The organism is Serinicoccus marinus DSM 15273 (assembly GCF_008386315.1).
Lineage (GTDB): Bacteria > Actinomycetota > Actinomycetes > Actinomycetales > Dermatophilaceae > Ornithinicoccus > Ornithinicoccus marinus.
In genome coordinates this window covers 878,450-891,373 of the sequence record NZ_CP043808.1, presented here as the reverse complement: position 1 = coordinate 891,373, position 12,924 = coordinate 878,450, and the positions used below count along the sequence as shown (strand labels likewise).

10 protein-coding genes and 2 pseudogenes are annotated in these 12,924 nt (G+C 77.0%); 4 read left to right on the top strand and 8 right to left on the bottom strand.

The window, feature by feature from the left end; translation table 11 throughout:
• Positions 1-4: 4 nt before the first annotated feature.
• From FU792_RS04350 to FU792_RS04335, 4 genes and pseudogenes are all read right to left on the bottom strand, one after another.
• Positions 5-1,295: pseudogene (locus FU792_RS04350) on the bottom strand (SIS domain-containing protein).
• Positions 1,296-1,306: 11 nt separating this feature from the next.
• A complete protein-coding gene (locus FU792_RS04345) occupies positions 1,307-1,528 on the bottom strand; it encodes a Trm112 family protein (protein ID WP_022924180.1) in 222 nt (73 codons plus the stop codon).
• A 4-nt stretch (positions 1,529-1,532) separates the two neighbouring features.
• The gene (locus tag FU792_RS04340) at positions 1,533-2,954 is read right to left on the bottom strand and encodes a phosphohexomutase domain-containing protein (protein WP_028130863.1); all 1,422 of its coding nucleotides are present in this window, start codon (positions 2,952-2,954) and stop codon (positions 1,533-1,535) included.
• A 22-nt stretch (positions 2,955-2,976) separates the two neighbouring features.
• Complete coding sequence (locus FU792_RS04335) at positions 2,977-3,345, bottom strand: DUF3499 domain-containing protein (RefSeq protein ID WP_028130864.1); 369 nt, start codon at positions 3,343-3,345, stop codon at positions 2,977-2,979.
• Positions 3,346-3,497: 152 nt separating this feature from the next.
• On the opposite strand from FU792_RS04335, the gene FU792_RS04330 reads away from it, so the two are divergent.
• Complete coding sequence (locus tag FU792_RS04330; protein ID WP_028130865.1) at positions 3,498-3,815, top strand: metallopeptidase family protein; 318 nt, start codon at positions 3,498-3,500, stop codon at positions 3,813-3,815.
• A gap of 6 nt (positions 3,816-3,821) precedes the next feature.
• On the opposite strand, the gene FU792_RS04325 is transcribed toward FU792_RS04330, so the two are convergent.
• The 3 genes from FU792_RS04325 to FU792_RS04315 all read right to left on the bottom strand — a co-directional run bounded on the left by FU792_RS04325 (position 3,822) and on the right by FU792_RS04315 (position 9,031).
• Positions 3,822-5,474: a DUF5719 family protein gene (locus tag FU792_RS04325; RefSeq protein WP_022924183.1), complete on the bottom strand. Its 1,653-nt coding sequence runs from the start codon at positions 5,472-5,474 to the stop codon at positions 3,822-3,824.
• The gene (locus FU792_RS04320) at positions 5,471-8,629 is read right to left on the bottom strand and encodes a glycosyltransferase (protein ID WP_022924184.1); all 3,159 of its coding nucleotides are present in this window, start codon (positions 8,627-8,629) and stop codon (positions 5,471-5,473) included. Before FU792_RS04320 ends, FU792_RS04325 begins: the two co-directional genes overlap by 4 nt.
• A 132-nt stretch (positions 8,630-8,761) precedes the next feature.
• Positions 8,762-9,031, bottom strand: a complete 270-nt coding sequence (locus tag FU792_RS04315) for a WhiB family transcriptional regulator (RefSeq protein ID WP_022924185.1) — start codon at positions 9,029-9,031, stop codon at positions 8,762-8,764.
• A gap of 157 nt (positions 9,032-9,188) precedes the next feature.
• Between FU792_RS04315 and cofD the strand changes: the two genes are divergently transcribed.
• Together cofD and FU792_RS04305 are read left to right on the top strand one after the other, a co-directional pair.
• A complete protein-coding gene (cofD, locus tag FU792_RS04310) occupies positions 9,189-10,193 on the top strand; it encodes a 2-phospho-L-lactate transferase (RefSeq protein ID WP_022924186.1) in 1,005 nt (334 codons plus the stop codon).
• A 310-nt stretch (positions 10,194-10,503) separates the two neighbouring features.
• Positions 10,504-11,271, top strand: a complete 768-nt coding sequence (locus tag FU792_RS04305) for a coenzyme F420-0:L-glutamate ligase (RefSeq protein ID WP_238706042.1) — start codon at positions 10,504-10,506, stop codon at positions 11,269-11,271.
• On the opposite strand, the gene FU792_RS04300 is transcribed toward FU792_RS04305, so the two are convergent.
• Positions 11,249-12,184 carry a DNA-3-methyladenine glycosylase family protein gene (locus FU792_RS04300; protein ID WP_022924188.1) on the bottom strand — a complete coding sequence of 312 codons (936 nt, stop codon included), beginning with the start codon at positions 12,182-12,184 and terminating at the stop codon, positions 11,249-11,251. The genes FU792_RS04305 and FU792_RS04300 overlap by 23 nt on opposite strands.
• On the opposite strand from FU792_RS04300, the pseudogene FU792_RS17695 reads away from it, so the two are divergent.
• Positions 12,117-12,893, top strand: a pseudogene (locus FU792_RS17695) (TIGR03089 family protein); the annotation flags it as partial. The gene FU792_RS04300 and the pseudogene FU792_RS17695 overlap by 68 nt on opposite strands.
• Positions 12,894-12,924 lie beyond the last annotated feature (31 nt).

Genomic DNA, 12,924 nt, shown 5'->3' with positions numbered 1-12,924 from the left:
TGGCTCACCGCGTCCGGTCCCTGAGATCGGCGACGTGCGGGGACACCGAGGGGTCGAGCCCCAGCCCGATGGCCAGGTAGGTCGCCGCGAAGTCCAGGGCGGCGACGTGGTCGGCCAGCCGGACCACGGGTGCGCCGTCCTCGGCCTGCACCTCCATGACCCGCGCCCCGGCCTCGCGCGCCGTGGTGAGCACGGCGTCGGTGAGCGCCTCGGCCTGCACCGACTCCGGCGTCGCCGGCGACACCGGCGCGTCTCGCAGCATGAGCAGCCCGAGGCGCGGCGGCGGCGGGCCGTCCAGATAGGGATCGGCGAAGATGTCGTCGCCGCCGCGGCCGGCCGCCGGGCCACGCGGGCGCTCCATCAGCTCCCCCTCCGGCTCGGCGAAGTGGTGCGGCTCCCAGCCTGAGGTGTCGATGTCGCCGAGACGGATCCGGGCGTCGTCGTAGGTCCCCGCCCGTCGCCCGCCGATCGCGGTGTAGGGCCCGTCGAAGCACGCGACGATCCCGCTCGCGGCGTCCGGGAGCTCACCGAAGGTCGCCGGGATGCGGGCGGTCCGGGCCAGCATCGAGGCGGCGCGCGCCGCGGCGACCCCGCCGAGCGGCCCGTCCCCGAGCACGACCGGCACCGTCTCGGCGAGCTGGACGGCGAGGATCTTGGCGGGGTTGACGAAGGCGTCGGAGGACGGCGGAACTGCTCGGCACGGTGGTCCAGCCGCTCGGCGACAGCCCGCACCACGTCGGCCGGGGCGTCCAGCAGGCCCAACCGGTCGGCACCGATGAGCACCGGGGCGAGCAGCGTCCACAGCGCGTCCGCGAGCTCGTGCGTCCGCCGGAGCCGACCCCGACGTGCACCCCGCGGGCGCTGCGGCAGACCTGCGCCAGCGGCGAGTCGTCGGCGCCCACGGTCAGCAGCATCGCGCCCCGTCGGGCCGCCTCGGCCGCCACGGCCAGCGGTCCCGGTGCCCGACCGGAGAGCGAGACCGCCACCACGAGGTCGAGCGGCCCGACCCAGCCCGGCAGCGGGAGGTTGCGCCGCGCCTGCACCGGCACCGGCGACCCCGGCTCCGCGAGCAGCTCGAGCACATCGGCCACGATGGAGGACCCGCCGATCGCCGCCACCAGCACCGAGCGCGGCCGCTCGGTGCTGGCCAGCCGGTCGATGCCGGCCTCGTCGGCCAGCGTCATCGCCTCGCGCACCTGCGCCCCGGCACTGGCGAGGGCGCGCAGCGTGTCCCGCGAGTCCTTGCGCTGCAGCTCCTCCGGGTCGTCGAGGAGCGCTTCGTCGATGTAGGGCATACCTGGTCTCCTCAAGATCCGTCGGCGACCGTGACGACCACCGCGTCATCGGCGAGCAGCACCGGTATGCCCTCCCGCCACGGGTACCGCCGCCGGCGCCCGGGACCCTCGCAGTCCTCGGCGCACTGCAGCGCCGGCTCCCCCTGCTCGTCGGTCACGTCAACCAGCTCGTGGCGCCCCACGGGGCATCGCAGGATGCTGCGCACCCACGGGTCGAACTCCGGTCGTGCCATCGCGTCAGTCCTCCTGCTCCACCACGGCCAGGACGGCGTCCCGGACCTGCCCCATCCTTGCACCGTCGCGCGCCTCGACGGTGAGCCGCATCACCGGCTCGGTGTTGCTGGACCGCAGCGAGACCCACCAGAAGGCCCCGCTGCCCTCGTCCTGCCGGACGAGCAGGCCATCGGTGTCGTCGACCCTCGCCCCCCGGTCGAGCGCCCACCGTCGCACCCGCTCGGCCGCGGCGGCCGGGTCCGGGACCCGGAGGCTGATCTCCCCGGACGCGGCGTAGGGGTCGAGCTCCCCGAGGATCGCCGAGACCGGGCGCTGCTGCTCGCTCACGGCGGCGAGCAGGTGGAGCACCGCGAGCAGGCCGCTGTCGGCGGACCAGAAGTCGCGGAAGTAGTAGTGCCCAGAGTGCTCCGCCCCGAAGACGGCGGCCTGCGTGGCCATCGCGGCCTTGACGAAGGTGTGGCCGACGCGGCAGGTCACCAGCCGTGCGCCGCTCGCCGCGACGCCCTCCTCCACGGCCCGCGGCAGGATCGACCCGTGCACGACCGTGACGTCGGCCGGGTCACGCCCGGCCACCACCTCCCGCGCGACCAGCCACCGCGCGAGGAGCGCGGTCACCGCCCCGGCCGGCACCTGCCGGCCCCGCTCGTCGACGACGAAGACCCGGTCCGCGTCGCCGTCGAAGGCCAGGCCCAGGCCCGCGCCACGGGCGCGCACCGCCTCCTGCAGCTCCCGCTGGTTGGCCGGGTCGAGCGGGTTCGCGTCGTGGTGCGGGAAGGAGCCGTCCAGCTCGAAGTGGAGCGGGTCGAGCCGCAGCGGCGACCCCTCGGCGCCCAGGACCGCGGGCACGGTATGCCCCGCCATCCCGTTGCCGGCGTCCACGACGACGTGCAGCGGACGGATCCCGCCCAGGTCGACCAGCGAGTGCAGATGGGCGGCGTAGTCCGCGAGCAGGTCCACCTCCCGCCGCCGCCCCGCCGAGGCCGGGGCCGGGAGCTGGTGCAGGTCGCCGCGGTCCAGCAGCCACTGCGCGAGGTCCCGGATCTCGGCCAGCCCGGAGTCCTGCCCGACGGGCGCGGCGGCCGCCCGGCAGAGCTTCATCCCGTTGTAGCCGGCAGGGTTGTGGCTCGCCGTGACCATCGCCCCCGGCAGGTCGCAGGTGCCGCTGGCGTGGTAGAGACCGTCGGTGGAGCAGAGCCCGATGTCCGTCACGTCCACGCCCTGCTCGAGGACCCCGCCGGCGAAGGCGTCGGCGAGCTCCGGGGAGGACGCGCGCATGTCGCGGCCGAGCACGATCCCGGCGTGCCCCTCGGGACGGACCACCACCTGTGCGAAGGCGGAGCCCAGCGCTCGTGCCGTCCCTGCGTCGAGCTGCTCGGGGACCAGCCCACGCACGTCGTAGGCCTTGACGACCGCGGCGACCTCCACCACGAGCAGGTTCCGCGCCCCGTCAGCGGTCGCGCAGCACCCGCAGGTGTCCGCGCCGGGCGATCTCGGTCACGGTCGCGCCCTCGTGCGGGCTCTGCGGGGAGTCCACCCGGACGATGGTGCCGCGGTGCTCGCGCACCGCGTCGGCCAGCGCCGCGAGGTCGTCCACCGGCGGGCGGGGCTCTCCCTCGGGCAGCTCCAACCGCACGACGTCCCAGCCGCGGGGCGCGGTGAGCCGGGTCGCGTGCTCCTCGCACAGGTCGTAGCTGTGGGGCTCGGCATATGTCGCCAGCGGCCCGAGCACCGCGGTCTGCTCCGCGTAGACGTAGGTGAGCGTCGACGTGGCGGGGCGGACGCACGCCGTCTTCGAGCACTGGCGAGTCAGGGTCACGCCCGACACTCTAGGCGCCCCCGCCCACGATCCCGTGGTGCCACCCCGACCGGGCGCCGCCCCTGGTGATCTATCGTCGCGCCATGGCCACGCACCGGGACCGCCGCGGACGGGGGGTCCGCGGACCTCTCGCCTGGCCTCGGGTGCCGGCCATGAGCAGCCGGCGCGACCGGTTCGACGAGCTGGTGCTCGATGCCGCCGAGACGGTCGAGCAGCGCTGGGGCAGCCCGCTGGGCCTGGAGCTCGCGGTGGAGGAGGTGCCGCCCTCCGACCCCGCGCCCTGGGAGCACGACGTCGCGCTCGGCCGGTTGTTCCCGGCGCAGGGGGGTATGCCGGCGCGGCTGGTGGTCTACCGCCGCCCGGTGCTGCACCGGGCCGCGGACGAGGTCGAGCTGGGCGCCCTCGTCACCGAGGTGGTCGTCGAGCAGGTCGCCCGGATGCTGGGGCGCGACCCCGAGGACCTGGTGTGAGGCGCCTCAGGGCACGACCCGGCTGACGCCGGTCACCTCGCGGGACCACGGGACGGCCGCCAGCGCGGCCGCCGCCCGGTAGGGGCCGAGGTCGTCGGACCCGGTGAGGTGCACGGCCGCGGCGACGACGCCGGTGCCGCCCTCCTCGGCCGGCCGGACCCAGACCCCTCTCACGTCCGGAGCCAGGGAGAGCAGCGTCGTCGAGTCGTTGCCCAGCTCCAGGGTCTCCACCCGGGTGCTCCCGTCCGCCGAGCGCAGCAGCACCTCGACCGTTGTGGCGTCGAGGACCGCGACGGACAGCGACGTCTCGGCCCCTGGCACCGCAGCACGGTCGGGCAGGCCGATCCCGACGGGTTGCGTGGCCGGACCGGCGGCGGGCACCCAGGCCAGCTCGCCGGCGGGTCGGACCAGTGGCTGCTCCTGGTCCTGCGGCGAGCCGGTGGCAGTGGCCCCGTCCGGTGCGGCGGTCGCCGTGGCGGCCTCACCGTCCGTCGTCTCCTGCTCCGCGACCTCCTGCTCCACCGGCTCGTCGCCGGAGGGCGCGAGCCGGACCTGCAAGGACGCGGTGACCGGGTGGTCCGAGCGCAGCCGGAGGCCGACCGCACCCTCGGGCAGCCCGTCGAGAGGGAGGTCCGTGGTGGTGCCGGCGGCGACGCGGACGGCGGAGGTTCCCGGTGTCGCGGCGCCGTCCTCGGTGAGCGCACCGAGCTCGACCACGGCGTCCGCCTCCGGCGCGAGCAGCCGCAGCACCGTCTCCGTCCCGTCGGCACCGGCGTCCGGCAGGGGCGGGATCACCAGGTCACGGGCCGCCTCGGCGCTCGGGCCGGTCACATCCACGCCCAGGTCGGTCGTGCCCTCGCGCGAGGTGTCCACGAGGTGCGCGGTCACCGGTCCACCCTCCGCGGCGACGTGGACGGCCGGTGCGGCGGTCCCGGGCGCCAGGGCGTCCAGCGGGCGGACGAGCCGGCCGCCGGCGGGGACGACCAGTCCGGAGGCACCGGTGGCCTCGACCGGCCCCTCGGCGCCGTGCACCTCCAGATCGACGCGCACCGGGTCGGTGCCGGGGTTGGTGAGCACGACCTGCTCGGTGCGACCGGCTGCGGCGTCACCGCCGAGCAACCAGTGCTCCGCAGCGGCCGCAGCGCACCCCACCAGGGCGGCTCCCCTCGCCCCGCTCCCGGTGCCGACGGACAGGTGACCCCCCACGAGGCCGGGGGCACCGGGCCCGGTCGCGGTCAGCAGCGGCGTGGCGTCGTCGGCCGGTGGGGTCTCGGCGACCTCCTGGTCCGCACGCAGCTCCAGCACGTCCGACCCGGCCGACCCTGCCACCGGCGACAGCGTGGCCGATCGCTGCCCGGTGGGCTGCTCGGCGAAGAGCTCGGGCGGTGCGAGGGCCGCCGCGCTCGCCCCCGGCGAGCCGCTGACCCCGGCGCACGCCAGCCGTGCCTCCTCGACCAGGACCGGCTCATCGCCACCATCGGCGGTCTCGCTGTCGGCGGCCGTCGACACGAGGCTCTGCCCACCGTCGCTACCCGGCCCCCAGGCGCCGGCCTGGACGCTGCCCCAGGTGAGCAGCCCGAGTGCCAGCAGGCCGGAGCCGAGTCGCACCCAGGCACCCCGTCGGGGCGCGGCGCCGCTGCCGGTGTCCGTGTCGCTCACGACTCCTCCTGCGGCTCGTGGGTGCCAGGGGTCGCCGCGTCCTGGGCCTCGTCCTCGGCCTCGTCGGTCCGCCCGACCGGGAGCGCCAGGAAGGCCGTCACGACTGCGACGGCGAGGGCCAGCAGGTGCCAGGGCAGCCCGGGGGTGGGCAGGGTGACCTCGATGGTGTGCCGCCCGGCGGGCAGGCTCGTCCGCGATCCCTCGAGGTCCAGCTCGTCGCCGTCGACGGTGAGCTGCGCGACCTCGGCCCAGCCGGCCGCCTCGGCGACGAGCAGCGAGCCTCCCGACGGCACGTCGACGCGGCCCGCGGCCTGCCCGTGCGGACCGGTGCTGGGCAGCACCTCGACGGTCGCGCCGTCGGCCTCGACCACGCGCGTGCGTCCCGGGTCGCCCTCGACCATCCGCCACAGGACGCTGCCCTCGGGGCTGGAGACCCGCGCCAGACCGGCGACCCGGTCCAGGTCGTCGGCCGCGGGATGGGTGTCGGACGCCTCGAGCTCGACGTAGCCCACGCCGAGGCCGAGCAGCTCCTGGCGTGCCTGGTCCGACGAGGCACCCCCGACGAGGGCCCGGACCGCCTGCTCGACCTGCCCCGGGCCGGCGACGCCCCGCGCGAGGTCGGCGGTCCGGTCGCGCAGGATGCGGGTGGCCTCCGGCTCGCTGCCCCGCAGGTCGACGAGCAGGCCGTCCTGCTCCGGGGTGAGCAGCAGCGTGCGCAACGCCTCTGGTCCTCGGGCCTGCTCGGCGGCGACCGGCGGGAGCGGCTCGGTGGCGACCGTGAGCCCGGGGGTGACCCGGCTGCTCAGGACGGTCCATCCCGCGGCGACCACGGTGGCGGCGAGCACGACCACCGCGCCCGTCGAGGCCAGCGCCCGGGCCGGCACCCGCAGGACCCTCCCCCGGCGGGTCGCCAGGAGGTCCTCGACCAGCGAGGCGGCGGCGAGGAGCAGCGCGGCGCCACCGAAGGACAACAGGGTCCCCGGCCAGGCCGAGACCACCGAGCCGGCCTCGGAGTGCCCGACGGGGAGCACGCCCAGCGAGGTGCGCACCGCGACCTGCGCCAGGACGAGGGCGACGATGCCGACGGCGACGAGCACGCCTGCCCGCCGGCCGCCGTCGCCCGGCCGCAGCAGCGCGGCCAGCGCCGCCAGCCAGAGCGGCACCTGCAGCCACAGCAGGAGGCCGTCGAGCCCGGAGGGGTCGACGCCGGCAGGGTGGAGCAGGAGCAGCTGCCAGGCGTCGGGCGTCGCGGGCAGCCGGGGGGTGGCGGAGGTCGCGCCGGCTCCCCCCAGGAGCTGGACCGGCCCGGCCAGCAGGCTCGGCCACCAGGGCAGCAGCAGCACCCACGGCAGGACCGCGACGACCGCGCCGCGCCACCGGGCGCTCCCCCGGCCCACGCCGAGGACCAGCAGCCCGGCCACGGTCCCCAGCACGAGCACGAGCGGCACCCACTGCGCGGCGATCGCGAGGCCGAGGGCGGTGCCGAAGGCCGCCGCGGCCCTGCGGACCCCGCGGGACCGGTCGCTGACGACGAGGATGCCGGCCACGAGCAGCGGCGCGAGGACGTGCACCACGGCCGGTCCCACCCTCCCCTGGGACGTCGCGACGACGAGCGCCGGCGCCAGGGCCCAGCCCAGCGCGAGCACCGCCCGGACCCAGCCGCGCCGGGTGCTCCGACGCAGCGCGAGGTATGCCGTGAGGACGCTCAGCACCGGCGCGGCGGCGAGCAGCCAGGCCAGGGCGGGCCCGGCCGTGGTCGGCCCCGCACCGGGCAGGAGGCCGAGGAGCCAGGACAGGACCGTCGCCTGCGGCAGCCACGCCGGGGCGGGGTCGCCGTGACCGAGACCGGCGCCCCGCCAGCCGTCCACCGCGGCGGACCACAGTCCGACGGCGTCCGTGGCGGCGACCCCCAGCTGTCCCCCGGACAGGCCGACGCCCGCGAGGTCGAGACCGGCCGGCGAGAGAGCACCTCGCCCCATCCAGGCGGTGACTGCCGCCACGATCAGGAGGGCGAGCGCCAGCGGCCAGCTCCACCTCCCCGACCGACGGCCCTCGCCGACCGCGTCGTCGAAGTCGTCGGAGACCGGACCGGTACGCAACGCCTCGGTCCGCGGCAGTGGCGCGCCCGAGCCGCGTCGGTAGCGCGGGTCGAGGGCCTCGCCCACCGTGTCCACGGTCGCGCGCCAGCCCGTCGCACGGGGCTCGTGCAGACCCGCGAGGTCGCGGGGCGCCACCCGTCGGCGGCGGCGGAACCGCCGCCGCGCGGACCACCCGCGCCCCGGTCGCAGCACCGCCCGGACATCCGCCCACTCCCCGGCGGCCTCGGCGGGGCGCTTGACGAGGAGCAGGAGCAGCGCGGCGGCCAGGCTGGTGACGAGGACGCCCAGCGCGCGCCAGGGGGCCGCCCAGAACGAGCCACGGGCCAGGGCCACCTGGCGCACCCTGGCGCGGGTCACCAACGGGTCGACGACGCCCAGCCCTGCCTCGCCCTGCCGGACGACGGCCTCGGGCGCGACGACCGTCCGGTGACCGGCGAGGTGGGCCCGCCAGCCCAGGTCGAGCCCGTCGACACCGTCCTGCGCGAAGGCCGGGTCGATCCCGCCGACCTCCTGCAGCACCCGGGCCTGGACGAGGGCCCCGCTCAGCGGAACTCCGAGGACGTCCTGACGCAGGTCCAGCTGGCCCTGGTCGACGAGGGCGGCGCGGGTGGGGTCGACGACCCGGCCGGCCGGCGTGACGCGGTGACCGAGCGAGCGCAGCAGCCGCGGCTGGTCGGCGCGCACGAGCTTGGGGCCGACGACGCCGACCCGGCTGCTGCGCCGGACCGCGGCGGTGAGGGCGGCCAGCGCCTCCGGCTCAGGCCGGGCGTCGGCGGTGAGGAACCAGATCCAGTGCCCCGGCTGGTCCGGTAGGACGTCCAGGGCGGTGCGGACGGCCGCCACCCGGTCCTGCTGCGGGTGGGAGCGGACGCTCAGCGGCAGACCCAGCTCCCGGGCCAGGTCCTGGAGCGCGGCCACCGGTCCCCCCTCGGGGTCGGGATGCAGCAGCAGCACCCGTTGCGGTCGGCGGCGGCCGGCCGCGACGGCGCGCAACGACCCGGCCAGCTCGTCCTCGCCGTCCCCACCACCCGCCGGGAGGTCCACCGGCAGGAGCACGAGCGAGACGTCGTCGACAGCGGCGCGACCACCGGCACGGGGGTCGCTGCGGGAGCGACTCGTCGGGGTGCGTGGGAATCGCTGCGACCGGCGCGTCCGGACCCTGCCCGGCGACCGGCGTGCGTCGGGTGCTCAGACCGCGCGCTTCTTCAGCTTGCGCCGCTCACGCTCGGACAGTCCTCCCCAGATGCCGAAGCGCTCGTCGTGGCCGAGCGCATACTCCAGGCACTCGGCCCGCACCTCGCACCCGACGCAGACCTTCTTGGCCTCGCGGGTGGACCCGCCCTTCTCGGGGAAGAAGGCCTCCGGGTCGGTCTGCGCGCACAGGGCACGCTCCTGCCAGTTCATCTCCTCGGTGTCATCGATACCGTGCATCAACGACATCAGCTCCAGCTCGTGCATGGCTCCTCCTCGACCTCTCGCCTACACACTTCTCGCCGGCCGCGCACCCCGCCGGCTCGCCCCGGCAGCAGATGGCAACACCTGAATTACACGCGTGTCATCCGCCAGAGTCAACCCCGGATCTGCTACAACCTGCCCCGGCACCGACAATGGGGGCATGCAGATCACCGTTCTGGCCGGCGGCGTCGGCGGCGCCCGCTTCGTCCGCGGCCTCCTGTCGCACCTGGCGACCCGCGAGGCCCCGGAGCCGACCACGGTGACCGTCATCGGCAACACCGGCGACGACATCACGCTGGTCGGGCTGCGGGTCTGCCCGGACCTGGACACGCTGCTCTACACCCTCGGGGGCGGCGTGGACGAGGACCAGGGCTGGGGCCGGGCCGGGGAGAGCACGCGGGTCGCCGACGAGCTGGGGACCCTCGGGGTGGGGCCGGCCTGGTTCACCCTCGGCGACCTGGACCTCGCCACCCACCTGGCGCGCAGCCGCTGGCTGGCCCAGGGCCTGACGCTCAGCGAGGTGACGGGCCGGCTGGCGCAGCGGTGGGGCCTGCCCGAGCGGGGGGTGCGGCTCCTGCCGGCGACGGACACCCCGATCGAGACCCACGTGGTGGTCGACGACGACGCCGGGGGCGAGCGGGCCATCCACTTCCAGGAGTGGTGGGTGCGGCACGGCGCGGCGCTGCCGGCGCGGCGCTTCTCCGTCGCCGGGCTGGGCGGGGCCACCGCCGCCCCGCACGTGCTCGACGCGGTGCGCGGGGCCGACCTCGTCCTGCTGCCCCCGAGCAACCCGGTCGTCTCGATCGGCATCATCCTCGGCGTCCCCGGCATCCGGGAGGCGGTGCGCGGCACCCGCGCCCCGGTCGTGGGGGTCAGCCCGCTGCTCGGCGGCCGGCCGGTCCGCGGTCACGCCGACGCCTGCCTCGCCCCGTTGGGGGTCGAGGTGAGCGCGGCCGGGGTCGCGGGGCTCTATGCGGACTTCCTCGACGGGTGGCTGGTCGACGACGCGGACGGCGACGCGCGGTATCCCGCCGGGGTGCGGGTCCGCTCGCTGGACCTGCTCATGCGGGACGGCGCCGGTGCCGCCCGGCTGGCCGGCGCCGCCCTCGACCTCGGGCAGGAGCTGGCCGGCGCCGCCGTGCCCGCGGGCCGTGACCGGAGGTGAGCCCCGCCCCGACCCCCGGCACGGTGCGGGTGATCCCCCTCCCCGGGCTCCCCGAGGTGACCGCCGGTATGGATCTGGCCGCCGCCCTCGCCGGCGCCGTCGCACCTGCCGGCGGGCTGCGCGACGGCGACGTCCTGGCGGTGTCGAGCAAGCTGGTCTCCAAGGCGCTCGGGCTGCGCGTCGGCGCTCCGGCCGACCGCGAGGACGTCGTCGCCGCCCAGAGCGTGCGGGTGGTGGCCGAGCGGCTCACGCCGGCCGGGGTGACGCGGGTGGTCGAGTCCGTGGCCGGCCCGGTCCTGGCCGCGCGGGGGTGGACGCGAGCAACACCGGCCCCGAGGGCGGGCTGCTGCTGCTCCCCCCGGACCCGGACGCCGTGGCCCGCGACCTGCACGCCGCGCTGCGTCGGACCCCCGGCGCGGCGGCCCGCTTCGGCCTGCTCCTCACCGACACCGCCGGCCGCCCGTGGCGCGAGGGTCAGACCGACCTGGCCCTGGGTGCCTGCGGCATGCGGGTCCTGGAGGACCTCCGCGGCGGCGAGGACGCCGACGGTCGGCCGCTGTCGGTCACCAGCCGCGCGGTCGCCGACGAGCTCGCCGCTGCCGCCGACCTCGTCAAGGGCAAGGCCTCCGGCACCGGGGCGGCCCTGGTCCGGGGACTGCCGGAGCTCGTGCTCGGCACCGGTGCCGACGGGGACGGCGGGGCGGGCGACGCCGCCGCTGCCGGCGCACGGTCCCTGGTGCGCACCGGCCCCGGCGACTGGTTCGCGCTCGGGCACCGCGAGGCGCTGCGCTCGGCCCTCGGTGCGCCTCCGAGCAGCCCGGCCGCCGCGGAGGTCGGCCTCCCCTCGGTGCTGCCCGAGAGCGGGGCGGCACGCACCGCGCGAGCGACCCGGCTGGCGCTGCTGGGTCTGGCCGCCGACCACCGGGTCGAGGTGCAGGGCTCCGTCGACGAGGGCCTCGTCGTCCGCGCCGAGGACCCCGTGCTGGCCGGCCGCATCGCCACGAGACTCGAGCTCGCCCTGGCCGCGGAGGACCTGTCGGTGCGAGTCAGCGTGGTCAGCGGCCCCGGGACCGACTGACCGGCAGGTGCCCCCGCGGCGCCATCCGCGGCCCCCGCCGTGGACGGCCGGCACCCGAGAGCTCCAGCAGCCGCTGCACCCGGTAGCGGTGACCGGCATACGGGGCGAGCAGCTCGACCAGGCCGTGGTCGTCGACCGTCTCGCCGGTGAGGGCATACCCGATGTTGGCCGCGACGTGGTAGTCGCCGAAGGAGACCGCGTCGGCGTCCCCGAGGGCGCGCTGCGCGGTCTCGGCGGCCGTCCAGACCCCGACCCCCGGGACGGCGGTCAGCCGGGCCCGCGCCCGGGAGGAGCTCATCCCGACGCACTCCTCCAACCGTGCCGCCACCTGCACGACCCGGGCGACGGTGTCCGCGCGCTGCGGGCTGACCCCGGCGCGCAACCACTCCCAGGACGGTATGCCCGACAGCGTCGGCACCGAGGGCGGCACCCGCAGGCGCAGCGCGGCCCCGGGGCCCGGCGCGACGTCCCCGAAGCGCTGGACCACCCGCCGCCACCCGGAGAAGGCCTCCTGGCCGGTGACCTTCTGCTCGACCACGGCCGGGACGAGGCACTCCAGGACCAACCCGGTCCGGGGCGTCCGCCACCCCGGATGCCGGCGGAGGGCGTGGGCCACCGGCGCGTGCACCGGCACGAACCCCTCGTCGTCGTCCCCCTCGCCGAGCATCCCCGGCAACCCGTCCAGCAGCCACTCCGCTCCCGGCCCCCAGGCCTGCGCCGCGACCGGGGAGTCGGGGGCCCGGCGAGCCAGCCGCAGGGTCGCGGCGCCGGTCGGCGCCCGCACCCCGCGCCACAGCTCGCCGTCGACCACGCGCCAGCACGGGTCCCCGGCACCGCGCCGCAACGTGCCCCAGGTCGCGGCGACGTCCAGCGGGCGCGCCGGACGCCAGACACGGTGCCGGGCGGTGCTCACGAGGGAGCAGCCTGCCCCGCTCCTCGCCCCCCGCGCAACAGCACCCACTACCGTGGCCCCCGTGCCGCAACCCTCCGCGATCCTGAGCCAGGCGGTCGCCGCCGACGCGACCCGCCCTGCCCTCACCTTCTACGACGACACCCCCGGGGGCCCCGGCGAGCGCATCGAGATCTCCCGCAAGGTGCTGCGCACCTGGGTGTCCAAGGCCGCCAACGCGCTGCAGGAGGGGCTGGACATCCAGCCGGGCTCGGTGGTCCTGGTGGACCTGCCCGCCCCGCACTGGCGCCTGGCCTACTGGGCCCTCGCCGTCTGGTCCGTCGGGGCCACCCTCACGGTGGACACGCACGAGGGCGCCGACGTGCTCGTCACCGACGACCCGGACAGCGAGGTCGCCGGCGACTGCGACGAGGTCGTGGCGGTGGCCCTGCCCGCCCTGGCGCGGGCCTTCGACGGCGAGCTGCGCTCCGGCGTCATGGACGAGGCGGCCGAGCTGGCGAGCTACGCCGACGACTTCACCGCGTGGGACGAGGCCGAGGCGGAGGACGCCGCGCTGGTGAGCGGCGGCGACCGGGTGACGTATGCCGACCTGCTGGCCGACCTGCCGCCGGTGCCCGAGGGCGCCCGGTCCCTGGTCGGCACCACGACCACCGACCGGGGCCTGTTCGTGCGCCAGTGCTGCAGCTGCTGGCGGGCGAGGGGTCCGCTGTCCTCGTGCTCGGCGCGGAGGCCGTCGGGGACGA